This window comes from Thermoanaerobacter kivui, assembly GCF_000763575.1.
GTDB classification, from domain to species: Bacteria; Bacillota; Thermoanaerobacteria; order Thermoanaerobacterales; family Thermoanaerobacteraceae; genus Thermoanaerobacter; species Thermoanaerobacter kivui.
In genome coordinates, this window is sequence record NZ_CP009170.1 from 596,139 (window position 1) to 609,618 (window position 13,480).

The window sequence follows — 13,480 nt, forward strand, 5'->3', positions numbered from 1 at the left end:
GATGCCGATTGTGCCCGGTACCCTGCCGGAGCCCGAAGGTCGAGCTTTAGTTTTGTCGCTTTGGAACATCGGAGCGACGATGCAAAATATCTCCTTTGAATATTTTTTAACTTTGTCAACAAACTGAAAGGCACGTGTAGCGAGTGCTTTTTTTTAAAATTCTAAAAAGAAGGGATAAAATGTCTAAAAAGGCTGTGTCAATTCTATTAGTCGTGATAATTTCTCTCCTCTTAATTTCTTATCATTTTTATGAGTTTTTAAAAGTTTTTTCGAGTAATCCTTCCGATATGTGGAGCAGAGACTTGACTGTTGGTGAGAAAAATTTAAATATGCCTTCACCCCTTTTTTGGGATGGGGGAAGTGTATATGGAATTTGGACTAATGATACCGGTTTTGCAATATCGCAAATTTATCCTTCTCAAATGGCGTAAAAAAAATTTTCATAAAAAACTTTATTATCTTTCCTATGACATAAAAGCACAAAGGTGGTCTATTCCTGTAGAGTTATGCAGAGTAGGATTTGAGTTGTTTAAACATTTATTTAGAAAATTTAACACTGAGATAATTGTTGTATCAGAAGTTGGAAATGAGAAACTTGATTCTCAAGAAATAATTGAAGAAATTATAAGTTTACTGAATTGCTATAAGAAAAGTTCAAAAAATAAAAAAACTTTTAGAAAGTGAGGTGTTTGATGATAATAACCAAGAGAGTAGAACAAATTCAGATAAATAGAAATCATGAGCTGTGGCAGTATTGTGATAAAATATGCTTTGCGACAAAAAATCTATATAATTATGCTAACTACATCATAAGACAGAGTTTATAAATAACAACAAATGGATAAGATACAGAAAGCTCAATGGAATATTAAAAGAACACGAAACTTATAAAAATCTGCCTGCCCAGACTGCACAACAAACCCTAAGACTTCTCGATAGAAATTGGAAATCATTTTTCAGAGCAATAAAAGAATGGGAAAAGGATAAAAAGAAGTTTAATGGTAGACCTAAACTACCAAAATATAAAAAGAAAAATGGTAGAAGTGTTGCTATTAATGGCAAAGTTATTAAGTCAATAAATCAGTATTACAACAAGAAAAAAGCAGAATTGATGAGCTATGTAGGTAATAGAGGTAGCAGCAACAGAATCAAAAAGTTATCAATAAAAAGAGACAACAAGATAAAAGACCTTATGCACAAGATAAGTAGATTCATAGTTAATTGGTGTAAACAATACGACGTAGATACACTTGTAGTTGGATACAATTCTGGATGGAAGCAGGAAATAGAATTAGGAAAAATAAACAATCAAAACTTTGTAAGTGTTCCTTTTTATGACTTTATAAACATGCTCAAATATAAATGCGAAGAAGAAGAGATAAACTTCATACTTGTAGAAGAGAGTTACACCAGTGGTTGCAGTTTTTTAGATGGAGAAGAAGTTAATAAAACAAACTACAATCCACATCGAAGGATAAAGAGGGGACTATTTAAAAGTAATAAAGGAATTTTAATAAATGCAGATGTAAACAGCGCGTACAACATTATAAGAAAAGTATTCCCCAAAGCATTTGCGGAGGGGATAGAGGGTGTGGGGTTACACCCAGTTAGGCTGAACATAGCCTAACAAAGAATAGTGTTTAATAAAATTTTGAATGGTTTTTAATATTTTAAACACTATTCATAACCTGGTAATTGTAGATGCGTTGTTTACCAATTTGTTTTATGCGCCTTTTCTAATAAAATAGCCCTTTATACAGCAGCTAAAATTGCTGCTTTTTTTTTCTATAATAAGGGCAATCAATGGTAGTATTTTTATTGTTAGAGTCATTGCCAATGTTATTATCAATTTTTGTAGCCTCTGAAATGTTATATAAAGTACACTTTCCTTCTTTTTGGTAAATACAATCAGCTGTGCAATTTATGTTAGTCACAATTTTCACCTCCAATTTTATTTTTCCTAAAACTCAAAAAACTAATCCATTTAACCGATACCATATATGTAATTACTAATAAAGTTAAGAAATTGTAATGAGTTTGTAATCATTTTGTAATATTGATGTATTATGATATACTTGAAGTCGATTTTTTCACAAAAAGGGGGGCTTTTCGTGAAAAAAATAGGATTATTTGTTGCAGTGGTTGTAGCAATTTTAGCATTTTACAGTACGGTTTTTGCTTATAAGAACACTATTTTAGTAGACAGCAAGCCTTTTTATTATAACGTGCCAGATGTCACAATTAAAATAGATGGTCAAAATTTTGACACAGGCAAGACCCCGCCTTTGATTTTAAAAGATAGCACATTAATTCCTGTGAGAGTAATTTCAGAAAATGGATTCGGAGCTAAAGTAGAGTGGGATGGAAATACTAAATCTGTCACTATAACAAAAGATAAGACGGTTAAATTGACCATTGGAAGTGATATTGCTTTAGTAGATGGGAAAGAAGTTAAGTTAGTAGCTCCTGCGAGAATAATAGAAATTGGCAACGAAGGATATACATATATCCCCTTTAGATTTTTATTTGAAACCTTTGGGTACAAAGTAGAATGGGACCAAAAAAATTACCAGATAAATACCACTTCTCCGCCTAAAATTACAAATATAACGGATTTTAGTACAAGCTATAATAGCGGTGTGTTTTCTGTGAATATTAGAGCAGACAAGCCTATAAAGTACAATCAAGGAATGATAGAAGAACCTGGGAATATTAGAATTTATGTGGATGTAGAAAACGCCATATGGAGTAAAGGGAAAACAAATATAAATATAAATAGAAAAAACCTGGTAAATGCGGTAATCGCACAAAACCAAACGCAACCTGTTCCTAAAGTGCGAGCGGTAATATATTTAACAGATGTGGTTCCTTATAATATTACCCAATCGCAAGACAATACCAGCTTAACGATTTATTTTGATGTTGGGACAAGCGAGGTAACAGGAATAAGTTTTGTAAAAGAAGGAGATTATGACAAAGTTATAATCAATTGCGATGCAGAACACTTTAATACTCAAAAAGTTGGAGATAATAAGATAGTTGTTGACATATCAGATGCTATTCTTAAAATGCCAGATGGAAGTAAAGCTGGTCAGATAACAGTGCAAGGAAATGTTATAACGGCTATAAGGTATTCACAGTATAACAACGATACAGTGAGAGTGGTGGCAGATACTACTGGGAAAGCGGATTATTCTGTAAAAATACTCGATAAAAACATTATAATGTTGGTCTTGAAGTCTCAGTCGAATGAAATGCCCCTTATTTACATAGATCCTGGACATGGGGGAAGTGACCCTGGTGCGACAGGGGTAGGAAATATAAGAGAATCTGATATAAATTTGGCGATTGCTTTAAAGTTAAATAATCTTCTTACAAAAGGCGGATTTAGAACTATGATGTCTAGAGATTCTGACGTGTTTGTAGACCTTATTACAAGGTCACAGGAAGCAAACAATTCAGGAGCAGATGTATTTATAAGCATACACACCAATGCTTTTGGGACTCCAACTCCTAAAGGCACAGAAATATGGTATTATCCAAATGGATACAAGGGAGACACAAGAGACAACAAGACTTTTGCTCAAATCATCCATGACAACTTAATGAAAGAGATTAACACTGTAAACAGAGGGCTTAAAGAAGGGCCTAATTTGTCAGTGTTAAAAAATACAAAAATGCCGGCAATACTTATCGAAACAGCTTTTATAACCAATCCTGATGATGCTGCTTTGCTTCAGGACGATGCCTTCCAATGGAAAGTAGCTCAAGGAATATATAATGGAATTGTAGAATATTTTAAGAGATTAAAAGAGGGCTCTATTTCTACGACTGTTTCTAATTCAGTATATAACACAAATGATGCAAATAATAATCGTTAACGGTCTGGTTTTTTTTAAACCAGATTTTTTTACCTTCATGTTCTTGTAAAATATTAATAAAGGTTTTAAAATAATATTGAATGACAAAACAGGATAAATTAACATTAAACTATTTTTTATAAAACGAAAGGGTTGAAGAAATGAACAGGATTGATGGAAGAGAATTTAATGAACTGAGACCTATAAAAATTACGAGAAATTTTAATAAGTTTGCTGAAGGTTCAGTGCTAATTGAGATGGGAAACACAAAAGTCATTTGTACTGCCTCCATTGAGGATAAAGTACCTCCATTTCAAAAAGGCACAGGTAAAGGATGGATAACAAGCGAATATGCGATGTTGCCAAGGGCAACTGAAACGAGGACGCAAAGAGAAGTGACAAAAGGAAGGCCATCAGGAAGGACAATGGAAATACAGAGACTTATAGGAAGGGCATTGAGGTCTGTCGTAGATTTACATGTGTTAGGAGAAAAAACCATATGGATAGATTGTGATGTCATTCAAGCAGATGGTGGTACAAGGACTGCATCTATTACTGGTTCTTTTGTTGCGCTGGCGGATGCCCTTTACAAACTTGTGGAAAAAGGCGATATTTCTAGACTTCCACTTAAAAGTTTTGTAGCAGCGGTTAGTGTAGGCATTGTAGAGGGAAACAAACTTTTAGATTTGTCTTTCAATGAAGATTCGAATGCATTGGTGGATATGAACGTGGTAATGACGGACAAGGGCGAAATCGTCGAAATTCAGGGTACAGGAGAAGGAGGACCTTTTACCAAGGAAAATTTAACTGAACTATTGAATCTTGCAGAGTATGGAATTGAACAGATTATCCGAATACAAAAAGAAGTTCTTTCTGACATTGCTGATAAAATAGGAGTTGATGCAGTTGAAAATAGCGGTAGCGACACACAATCCTCACAAAGCTGAGGAAATAAAGAAATATTTTGAGGGTTATCCGGTGGAAATTTATTCTATGGCAGATTTGAACATAAAAGAGGATGTAAAAGAGATGGGACATACCATTGAAGAAAATGCACTTATTAAAGCGCGGTTTTTAAAAGGCAAAGTTGATGCAATAGTTATAGCAGATGATACAGGTCTTTTCGTAGAGTATTTAAATGGTCAACCAGGAGTTTATTCTGCGAGGTTTGCAGGAGAAAATGCTACTTTTGAGGACAATAACAAAAAGTTGCTACAAATGTTGGAAGGTGTTCCTTTTGATAAGCGAAAAGCGTATTTTAAAACGGTTATAGCAGTTATCAACAAAGATGAAGAAGTTGTGTTAGAGGGAAGACTAGATGGGTATATTTTGGACCATCCCAGAGGACAAAACGGTTTTGGCTATGACCCAATATTTTACGTAGAGGAATTAGGAAAAACCTTGGCAGAGCTCAGCATGGATGAAAAAAACAAAATAAGCCACAGGTCGCTGGCTCTTAAAAAACTTAAAAATTATCTTTTTAAAGGTTTGGAGGAAGATAAATGATTTTGGCAGTTGTTAGCGATACCCATGGCATGCTGACGTTAGTGAGAAAAAAAATGCGCGAACTTAAAGGGATAGATTATATTATCCATTTAGGAGACAACGCGTCAGATGTCATTCAATTATCACAAGAATTTGGAATTCCATTGGAGTATGTAAAAGGAAATTGTGACTTTCCTACAAAAGATGAATTGGAAAAAATAATTGAAATAGAAGGCAAAAAAATATTATTAACTCATGGCCACAGGTACTACGTCAAATACGAGTACCAAACGATTTTAGAAAAAGGTAGAGAATTAGGAGTAGATGCAGTCTTTTTTGGACACACTCACATTCCTATGATTTCAAGGCATCAGGATATTTTACTTTTAAATCCTGGGAGTCCGTCACTGCCAAGAGAAGGGTCAAAAAGGACTATAGCTTTAGTCACGATTGATAAAAGCGGCATATTCCCACGGCTTATAAATTTAGAAGAAGTAGCAGTCATGAAAGAAGCATAAAAGACAGGTGTAAGAGTATGCTCTAAGCATACTCTTACACGACTTGTCTACGACTAAAGGAATAATTATACAATAAAATTTTTTTAGAAAATGAGTGTTGACAAAGAGAATGGCATCTGATATAATCTAAAAATGTCAGACGGATTAAGAAACTAAGTGAGGAACTACCAGACTTTGACTCTGGCAATTAATCGATGTGCGGGTGTAGCTCAATGGTAGAGCCCCAGCCTTCCAAGCTGGTTACGTGGGTTCGATTCCCATCACCCGCTCCAGTATGCGCCTGTAGCTCAGTTGGATAGAGCAACGGCCTTCTAAGCCGTGTGTCGGGAGTTCGAATCTCTCCAGGCGCACCATTTATTCTGTGGTGGATATAGTTCAGTTGGTTAGAGCGCCAGATTGTGGCTCTGGAGGTCGTGGGTTCAAGTCCCACTATCCACCCCATGCTGGGATGTAGCCAAGTGGTAAGGCACCAGACTTTGACTCTGGCATTCGTAGGTTCGAATCCTGCCATCCCAGCCAATACATGACCCATTAGCTCAGGAGGTAGAGCACCTGCCTTTTAAGCAGGGTGTCCCGCGTTCGAGTCGCGGATGGGTCACCATTTTCAAGAGATTACAGAGTAAGGGTTTAAATTTAAGCGGGAGTGGCGGAATTGGCAGACGCGCTAGATTCAGGTTCTAGTGCCTAAAGTGGCATATGGGTTCAAGTCCCTTCTCCCGCACCATGAAAATGCGGACATAGCTCAGTTGGTAGAGCATCACCTTGCCAAGGTGAGGGTCGCGAGTTCGAGTCTCGTTGTCCGCTCCATTTTAATTAATTATTGCGCCCTTAGCTCAGTTGGATAGAGTGACAGGCTTCGAACCTGGAGGTCGTGGGTTCAAATCCTACAGGGCGCACCAGATGAAAGAAAGTTAAATAATAATATTATTTTCCGTGCGCCATTAGCTCAGTTGGTAGAGCAGCTGACTCTTAATCAGCGGGCCTGGGGTTCGAGTCCCTAATGGCGCACCAGTATTTATGCGAAATGTAAGGGTATCGGCATTGTGTCGAACCCTTTTTGTGTGCGAAATCAAAATAACATTTCCTCAACCTTTGCTGTAGCTTGTTTTTGCATATCAGGTAAAAGCACTTCGAATAATGCTCCTAGTCTATTGTAAGGACAGGCTTCTAAAAACTTTTTGGCTTGCTCTGGTGTTAGTACTTTATTTTCTGCCTTGTTTGTTTTGGTAGATCTATATTGTCACACGGATTAGTTTTTATCATCTGCCATTTAATAGCTTGGCTTAATGCAATAAAGGAAGAAACAAAATTGCCATATATGAAGTGTGAAAAAGGCTTAAAGAAAAGACTGGGAGAATATTTTCCTGGTCTTTTTTGTTTTATCTTTTGATATAGTTACCACATTAAATGTGGTAAAAGGGTGATTAATTATGGATAGGATACTTGAGATTATAAATATGCTTTTAAATAGCGAACAGCCACTTACGGTTGATTATATCGCAAATACACTGAAAGTATCGAATAAAACAATAAGGAATGATTTAAAAAAAGCTGAAGAATTTGTACAACAAAAAGGCGTAAAAATTATCAAAAAACCAAGAGTAGGTATTGTACTAGAGGGGCCTAGAAATAAAAAGCTTGAGCTTGCTGATGAGATTAAAAAGAGTTTAGACTTTGAAGAACCTTTTTCGCCTGAAGCAAGAAAAAACTACATTTTAAAGCGATTGTTTATGAGTAAAGGAAGTGTAACTACAAAAGAACTAGCGGAGGAACTTTATGTAAGTAGGGTTACAATACACAAAGACTTACAAAGTGTTGAAAAATGGCTTAACAAATTTAATCTAAAACTTCTAAAAAAACCTAACTATGGCATTAAAGTGGTAGGCGATGAAGAGAATTGGCGAAATGCAGTGGCAAGCTTAATTGTTTCAACTAAAGAACAAAAAGAATTAAAAGAATTTTTATATAATGATTACACTGGTAGGATAGATTATAGAACATTAATGCAATTAAGGGAACTTTTTGATATTGATTACAAGCAACTTGAAAAAATAGTTAGTAATGCTGAATCAAAACTCAAATTTAGATTTTCGGATGAGGCTTTTATAAGTTTGGTTATACATGTAGCTATTTCTATCGAAAGACTAAAGCATAAAAAAGATGTTAAATTATCAAAGGCGGTCTTAAATAATCTAAAGCAAAAAGATGAATATGTAATAGCTCAACAGATGGCGAAAGAGATAGAAGCGAAATTTAATGTAGTTCTTCCTGAATCAGAAATAGGATATATTGTATTGCATATCATTGGTACTAAAATGCAGCAAAATAAAATTGAAGATGTGAATTTAGAGTTGGAAGATGAAGAAAGTATTGAGCTAGCGGTTATTATGTCAAAAGAAATTATAAATATTGCTGAAAGGGCATTATCTCTTGATTTAAGCAATGATAAGCAATTGTTAAATGGTACAAAGAAGAGGCAATTATAAAATTGGCGGAATTAGCGCAAAAAGAAGGGAAAATAACTTCTGTAGAGGAGTATGCGAGAAGTGTGCTTGATAGAGAAAAAGCATATACAACGGGGGTGGGGAATGGAATCGCAATACCACATGGAAAATCAAAAGCTGTAAAGGAGGCGATGATAGTATTTGGTAAAACAACTGATGGAATAGAATGGGATTCATTAGATGGCAAACCTGTCAATTTAATTTTTCTCTTAGGGGTGCCTGAAGAAAATGTGGATAATGTTCATCTTAAGATATTGTCACAGTTATCACGAAAATTAATGAATGATAGTTTTATTGAAATGCTAAAAAAAGCAGTAACTGTCGAGGAAATTTTAAATGCTTTAAGTGATATCCAAGTAAGTTAAAAATAAACAAAAACAAAATAGATAAGGAGGATAAAAATACGATGAACGAAGAATTAAAAAGGATTAGAGAATATTTAATGACAGGCGTATCTTACATGATACCTATAGTTGTCATAGGTGGTGTTTTAATAGCTTTTTCAATTGCATTAAGTGGTGTGCAGGCTGGTAAAGGTGCAGTTGTTACAAATCCAGTGTTAAAAAGTATGATGGATATTGGTACAGCTTCTTTTGGGATGGGTGTTGCTACATTGTTAGCACCAAACAAGTACACTAAAGCAGAAAAGGAAGCAGGGTATGGTGCACTTGCAATGGGGATGATTGGTATCACAGAAGGTGCTATACCTTTTGCTGCAGCCGATCCATTAAGAGTAATACCATCTATAATGGTAGGCTCATCTATAGGTGCTGCGATAGCAGCAATAGGGAAGGTTGGAGACCATGCACCACATGGTGGACCTATTGTGTTACCAGTTGTAGATAATAAAATCATGTTTATAGTAGCTGTACTAATAGGTATTGCGGTTACTCATTAATGGTAAATGCATTAAAAAAACCTGTTATTGAAGAAGTTGAAGATGAAAGTGAAGTTGCTGAGTAAAACTAAAAATAGTTTCAAGATTATGTAAATAATTTACAAAATTTTATAGAAAGAGGGATGGAATATGAAAATAGTTGCAGTTACAGCTTGTCCTACAGGTATTGCTCATACCTATATGGCGGCTGAAGCATTAGAGAGTGCAGCAAAAAAACTTGGGCACAAAATTAAAGTTGAAACGCAAGGTTCAATTGGCATAGAGAATAAAATAACTCAGAAGGAAGTTGATGAAGCAGATCTTGTTATTTTCGCAGCAGATGTAGCAGTTAAAGAAGAATCTCGATTTAAAGATAAGCCCATCTATAAAGTTGAAGCTCAAAAAGCTATAAAAAACGCTAAAGCTGTTATTGAAGAAGCATTGAAATTGGTTAATAAATAAAGAACTGATTGTTGAGTCAGGAAAGGGATTGCCTTTCCTGATTTTACTTTTGCGGCTATCTAAAAATGATTTGTCAAATTTGCTTTATTTTTTTATTTTATCTTGAATTCGGCAGGTAAAATAACAAAATAGCTGAATAGAGGCATAAGGAAGTTAACTGTAAAAAGCAATATAGCAATTGTTACCACAGTGAAACTATATAATTTTCAAGTGCAAAGTTCGCAATAAAGCATCAATATTTTATATTTATGGAAGTTAAATTTTAATTTGCCTACTACTTGCCAAATCTAAGTTAAAATTCAAGAAATAAAATATCTTTTCCTGTTTCCAAGTCTATTATTTGGACAGTTCTCTCTTCAATAAGTCCTACCGAATTAATTTCATCCTCACGTTTGCTGAGAGATGTTGAACCGGGATTAATCAATACACAACTATCGATTTTTTTTAGTAGAGGAATATGGGTATGTCCTGTCACAAAAAAATCTAATTTATATTTACGAATTAAATTATGTATATCTTCATCGGAAATATTATGACCATGTTGAATCATGAATCTCTTTCCGTGAATTATAGAGAAAACATAGGGTGTTTGTATAGGGATATCAAGCATCATTTGGTCTACAAAGGCATCACAATTCCCTTGAGCAATGAGCAAAGGAATAGGACAGGTATTTAATGCATTCGAAAGTTTTTGTGGATTATATCCTTCAGGAATTGAATTACGTGGTCCATGGTATAATACATCACCTGCATGAAAAATAACTTCTGTCTTATTTAAAAAATTCCACGCTTTTTCCCATGATTTATAATCTCCGTGAGTATCACTTATAATACCAATTTTCATAGAAAATACATCTCCCTTCTTAAAAGTTCTTTTATATTATTTTACCACAAATATTTGTTCTTTAAATGGGTGGGGAGTGGCTGGATGGTGTAAAGTTTTTGTAGGAAACAGTTTAAATAAACTTTTCATTAAAAGATTTTAACGTCGCTTCTCCTACACAAATTTTACGCTTTCAAAAAATATGCCCACAACTTGAGTGGGTACTAATATTTTGGTACATACATTTCTCTCCTCTGATTGCATTTTATTGTACAATGTAAAATGCTGTTATACATGAAATACCCCGTTTTTTTAGGTTAACCATTGACAGTTAACATTTTTCTCCAAATACACCTTATTGAAAGGTATACCTATTTTTTTACGTTATTCCGGAAATACTTATTTTCCTTGATTTTTTTAACCAGCCTGATATTGTTAATTTTGATATGCCATATTCGCTGCTCAACTCTAACACACTTACTGCCAAACCCGTAGTGGACTTTCACCACCAAGTTATCGCCCATGCCGGGCGCACAAGAAAAAACTCCATTCCAGTTGAATGGAGTTTTAAAATTATCATCGAACCAAAGTTATCGTATATAATTCACTACATCCTTTTTTCTTTCAGGTGTCTTAAGCTCCTTTTTCAGGTCTGGATATCCTAAGGCTACGGTAAAATATGGTTTATAGCCCTCCGGGAGATTGAGCTTTGCTACTTCCTCTTCCATTTCAAAGAGGAAGCTTGTGAGCCCTAACCAGCATGAGCCTAATCCAATACTGTGAGCGGCTAGCAGCATGTTTTGAATGGCTGCACAACAATCCGCTAAGGGCGAATAGGCATCCTTTCTACCGGAAACCACCACGAGTGTAGGTGCGTTATAGAAAAGATGCAGTTTTTCACTTCGGCCCATGCTGGATATCCAATCTATATCCGATTTTGCCATGGCTTCCTTGGTAACCCTACTGAAATGATCGATCAATTCTTTATTTTGTATTACGGTAAAGTGCCAGGGTTGCTCATTGTGGCCACTGGGTGCATAAATGGCCGCTTCCAGTATTAAATTAAGCTCTTCATCTTTTATCTGCTCAGGTTTGAATTTCCTTATGCTTCTTCTCGTCTTGATAGCAGAAATAACCTCGTTCATTTTAACCCACATCCTTTCGCTTTGCTCAAGCACAAATTGTAATGAAAGTGTGCTATTGAGCGATATTTTTGATATAATTTCTTTAAAATATATAGATATACTACAAAGCACGGAGGAGGGAGTGGAATTATTTTTACCACTCATTGGACTCAAGTCCGCATTTTAACATGTGTAGAATATCTTCTCAAGCACAAATAAGTGTGACTTTGATCACGTACACTAATCATTGTATAAGCAATTCCTTAGTGTTTTTGTGCTGGATATTCAGTCAATGTCTATATATTTTAATTTTTATCTCTAGGGTTGATCAATCAGTCAAGATGAAGGTTTGCAGAAAACACTATGACTTTATCAATCTTTGTGTTTCTGAGTTGGATAAAGCCATTTCTCAATTAGCCAAACCTTATCAAGACTTGATTGATATCTCTGTTACCCTACCTGGCATAACCGAAAAATCGGCAACTTATATCATCGCTGAAATCGGCACGGATATGACAGTTTTTAAATCTGACAAGCACCTTTGCTCTTGGGCTGGTCTTACTCCTCAAAACAACGAAAGTGCAGGTAAGAAAAAATCTGTCCATGTCTCAAGAGCAGGTGTTTACTTAAAACCTCTCTTAATACAGTGTGCCAATGCAGCAATTAGGGATAAAAAGAATCCTTATTTTAGGATTAAATATGAACGTATTAAAAAGCGCCGCGGTCATAAACGGGCAATTGTTGCTATTGCTCGTATGATCCTCACTTGTCTCTATTGCATAGGCAACAATATATTAAGAAAGCTATTAAACTTTTAGAAAAAGAAGGTTGTACTATTATCCCTCCAAAAATTACTTAAACATTATATGTTACCATTATTTGGCTTTGGGCAGCTTCATTTGGTGCCCTTTTTGTCATGCCCAAATTTAACTATTTTACTTTCACACTAACCCCTCCTAATTCCATAATTACTTTTAGGTTTTTGCAGAACCCCAAAATCCTCATAAATTAAGGGGTTCTGCTATATATTTTCAAAGGAATTCCCCCGCTTTTGTCAAATTCTTATATAGAGAAATACAAAATTCACAAAACGGAGGAAATCCTATGAAAAACAAAACTAAGCAATCATCTCTTTATATTGTTACTAATGGCTTAGGTGTTTAAAGCCATATAATGTCCATTTCAATTTCCTGATTGTAAGAGGGAAAACTGCTTTTTTCCTTCACATAAATTCTGGTACCATTTGTCTTCATCAATACTTTAGAACCTCTGCGAGTAATTCAAGCTGAAAGGCCATCGATTAATCTGAAAAATCTGTACATTGGCAAAAGAATCTCAGGGAAATCGGACGGCAGTCCATTCTCAAGATGATGATACTTTATCAAATAATACACCTTACTGTCTATATTATATAACGCCTTGCTTAAATCAGCACTTCGAAATGCATGAAGATAACCCTTTTCAAACGCTTCTTTCGGATTTACTATATCTCCTATCTTCAAGTCCGGCTGTACTTTCCCGATATCATGCAGAATAACTGCCTGTACAAGTGCATTCTTATCCATCCCAGGTAACTCCATCAAACCTTGTCTAAAAGCGTCTGCAATTAATTTAAGCATGTTTACGAGATACCTAAAACCACCATTCCTAATCACACCGGCTATCCTTACCATGTCTGTACTTTCGTCGTACTCATCCATATACTCTGGAATAGATTTTAATCGTGTCTCTATGCGCTGTGGTCCGGAAGCATGATCGTAATGCCGTTTCCACTTCATTTTGACTACTTCTCAATTTTTGCATCATATTGTATTCCACTTTATATCG

General features: G+C 35.3%; 13 protein-coding genes, 9 tRNA genes and 2 pseudogenes. 20 read left to right on the forward strand and 4 right to left on the reverse strand.

Going from position 1 to position 13,480, the window contains the following annotated elements:
• Nucleotides 1–366 precede the first annotated feature (366 nt).
• Entirely contained in the window at nucleotides 367–684 is a 318-nt protein-coding gene (locus tag TKV_RS14075; RefSeq protein WP_049684689.1) for a recombinase family protein, read from the forward strand.
• A gap of 5 nt (nucleotides 685–689) precedes the next feature.
• Nucleotides 690–1,627 (forward strand): annotated as a pseudogene (locus TKV_RS02920) (RNA-guided endonuclease InsQ/TnpB family protein).
• A gap of 136 nt (nucleotides 1,628–1,763) precedes the next feature.
• Here TKV_RS02920 and TKV_RS13125 read toward each other — a convergent pair.
• Nucleotides 1,764–1,934 carry a hypothetical protein gene (locus tag TKV_RS13125; RefSeq protein WP_173402320.1) on the reverse strand — a complete coding sequence of 57 codons (171 nt, stop codon included), beginning with the start codon at nucleotides 1,932–1,934 and terminating at the stop codon, nucleotides 1,764–1,766.
• A 177-nt stretch (nucleotides 1,935–2,111) separates the two neighbouring features.
• On the opposite strand from TKV_RS13125, the gene TKV_RS02925 reads away from it, so the two are divergent.
• From TKV_RS02925 to TKV_RS03005, 17 genes and pseudogenes are all read left to right on the forward strand, one after another.
• Nucleotides 2,112–3,881, forward strand: a complete 1,770-nt coding sequence (locus TKV_RS02925; protein ID WP_049684690.1) for an N-acetylmuramoyl-L-alanine amidase family protein — start codon at nucleotides 2,112–2,114, stop codon at nucleotides 3,879–3,881.
• A gap of 140 nt (nucleotides 3,882–4,021) precedes the next feature.
• Nucleotides 4,022–4,807 carry a ribonuclease PH gene (rph, locus tag TKV_RS02930; RefSeq protein ID WP_049684691.1) on the forward strand — a complete coding sequence of 262 codons (786 nt, stop codon included), beginning with the start codon at nucleotides 4,022–4,024 and terminating at the stop codon, nucleotides 4,805–4,807.
• Nucleotides 4,767–5,366, forward strand: a complete 600-nt coding sequence (locus tag TKV_RS02935) for an XTP/dITP diphosphatase (RefSeq protein ID WP_049684692.1) — start codon at nucleotides 4,767–4,769, stop codon at nucleotides 5,364–5,366. Before rph ends, TKV_RS02935 begins: the two co-directional genes overlap by 41 nt.
• Nucleotides 5,363–5,863 (forward strand): metallophosphoesterase, encoded by a 501-nt coding sequence (locus TKV_RS02940; protein ID WP_049684693.1) that lies wholly within the window; start codon nucleotides 5,363–5,365, stop codon nucleotides 5,861–5,863. The genes TKV_RS02935 and TKV_RS02940 overlap by 4 nt, the downstream gene beginning before the upstream one ends.
• Before the next feature lie 198 nt (nucleotides 5,864–6,061).
• A tRNA-Gly gene (locus TKV_RS02945) sits at nucleotides 6,062–6,135 on the forward strand.
• Between the two features lie 4 nt (nucleotides 6,136–6,139).
• A tRNA-Arg gene (locus TKV_RS02950) sits at nucleotides 6,140–6,216 on the forward strand.
• Between the two features lie 11 nt (nucleotides 6,217–6,227).
• Nucleotides 6,228–6,304, forward strand: a tRNA-His gene (locus tag TKV_RS02955).
• A gap of 3 nt (nucleotides 6,305–6,307) precedes the next feature.
• Nucleotides 6,308–6,382 (forward strand) — tRNA-Gln (locus TKV_RS02960).
• A 6-nt stretch (nucleotides 6,383–6,388) separates the two neighbouring features.
• A tRNA-Lys gene (locus tag TKV_RS02965) sits at nucleotides 6,389–6,464 on the forward strand.
• 36 nt (nucleotides 6,465–6,500) lie between these two features.
• Nucleotides 6,501–6,587: transfer RNA gene (locus TKV_RS02970), tRNA-Leu, on the forward strand.
• Nucleotides 6,588–6,594: 7 nt separating this feature from the next.
• Nucleotides 6,595–6,670: transfer RNA gene (locus tag TKV_RS02975), tRNA-Gly, on the forward strand.
• A 15-nt stretch (nucleotides 6,671–6,685) separates the two neighbouring features.
• Nucleotides 6,686–6,762: transfer RNA gene (locus TKV_RS02980), tRNA-Arg, on the forward strand.
• Nucleotides 6,763–6,798: 36 nt separating this feature from the next.
• A tRNA-Lys gene (locus tag TKV_RS02985) sits at nucleotides 6,799–6,874 on the forward strand.
• A gap of 419 nt (nucleotides 6,875–7,293) precedes the next feature.
• Nucleotides 7,294–8,328: pseudogene (locus tag TKV_RS02990) on the forward strand (BglG family transcription antiterminator); the annotation flags it as partial.
• Nucleotides 8,316–8,732, forward strand: a complete 417-nt coding sequence (locus TKV_RS02995; RefSeq protein WP_049684694.1) for a PTS sugar transporter subunit IIA — start codon at nucleotides 8,316–8,318, stop codon at nucleotides 8,730–8,732. The pseudogene TKV_RS02990 and the gene TKV_RS02995, both read left to right, overlap by 13 nt.
• A 41-nt stretch (nucleotides 8,733–8,773) precedes the next feature.
• A complete protein-coding gene (locus TKV_RS03000; protein WP_236617314.1) occupies nucleotides 8,774–9,265 on the forward strand; it encodes a hypothetical protein in 492 nt (163 codons plus the stop codon).
• A gap of 129 nt (nucleotides 9,266–9,394) precedes the next feature.
• Nucleotides 9,395–9,706, forward strand: a complete 312-nt coding sequence (locus TKV_RS03005) for a PTS fructose transporter subunit IIB (RefSeq protein ID WP_049684695.1) — start codon at nucleotides 9,395–9,397, stop codon at nucleotides 9,704–9,706.
• Nucleotides 9,707–9,998: 292 nt separating this feature from the next.
• Here the strand turns inward: TKV_RS03005 and yfcE are convergent, their stop codons facing one another.
• Both yfcE and TKV_RS03015 read right to left on the reverse strand, forming a co-directional pair.
• Nucleotides 9,999–10,550 (reverse strand): phosphodiesterase, encoded by a 552-nt coding sequence (gene yfcE, locus TKV_RS03010; RefSeq protein WP_049684696.1) that lies wholly within the window; start codon nucleotides 10,548–10,550, stop codon nucleotides 9,999–10,001.
• 569 nt (nucleotides 10,551–11,119) lie between these two features.
• Nucleotides 11,120–11,674 carry a nitroreductase family protein gene (locus TKV_RS03015; RefSeq protein ID WP_049684697.1) on the reverse strand — a complete coding sequence of 185 codons (555 nt, stop codon included), beginning with the start codon at nucleotides 11,672–11,674 and terminating at the stop codon, nucleotides 11,120–11,122.
• 320 nt (nucleotides 11,675–11,994) lie between these two features.
• On the opposite strand from TKV_RS03015, the gene TKV_RS12705 reads away from it, so the two are divergent.
• The gene (locus tag TKV_RS12705) at nucleotides 11,995–12,471 is read left to right on the forward strand and encodes a transposase (protein WP_158506590.1); all 477 of its coding nucleotides are present in this window, start codon (nucleotides 11,995–11,997) and stop codon (nucleotides 12,469–12,471) included.
• Between the two features lie 462 nt (nucleotides 12,472–12,933).
• On the opposite strand, the gene TKV_RS03025 is transcribed toward TKV_RS12705, so the two are convergent.
• Nucleotides 12,934–13,431: an HD domain-containing protein gene (locus TKV_RS03025; protein WP_236617315.1), complete on the reverse strand. Its 498-nt coding sequence runs from the start codon at nucleotides 13,429–13,431 to the stop codon at nucleotides 12,934–12,936.
• Nucleotides 13,432–13,480: the final 49 nt, after the last annotated feature.

Excerpts from the sequence above, each read along its gene's own strand:
- TKV_RS14075 (WP_049684689.1), top strand. The coding sequence starts at position 367 with ATGGAATTTGGACTAATGATACCGGTTTTGCAATATCGCAAATTTATC.
- TKV_RS03000 (WP_236617314.1), top strand. The coding sequence starts at position 8,774 with ATGAACGAAGAATTAAAAAGGATTAGAGAATATTTAATGACAGGCGTA.
- yfcE (WP_049684696.1), bottom strand. The coding sequence starts at position 10,550 with ATGAAAATTGGTATTATAAGTGATACTCACGGAGATTATAAATCATGG.
- rph (WP_049684691.1), top strand. The coding sequence starts at position 4,022 with ATGAACAGGATTGATGGAAGAGAATTTAATGAACTGAGACCTATAAAA.
- TKV_RS03015 (WP_049684697.1), bottom strand. The coding sequence starts at position 11,674 with ATGAACGAGGTTATTTCTGCTATCAAGACGAGAAGAAGCATAAGGAAA.
- TKV_RS03025 (WP_236617315.1), bottom strand. The coding sequence starts at position 13,431 with ATGAAGTGGAAACGGCATTACGATCATGCTTCCGGACCACAGCGCATA.
- TKV_RS03005 (WP_049684695.1), top strand. The coding sequence starts at position 9,395 with ATGAAAATAGTTGCAGTTACAGCTTGTCCTACAGGTATTGCTCATACC.
- TKV_RS12705 (WP_158506590.1), top strand. The coding sequence starts at position 11,995 with ATGAAGGTTTGCAGAAAACACTATGACTTTATCAATCTTTGTGTTTCT.
- TKV_RS02940 (WP_049684693.1), top strand. The coding sequence starts at position 5,363 with ATGATTTTGGCAGTTGTTAGCGATACCCATGGCATGCTGACGTTAGTG.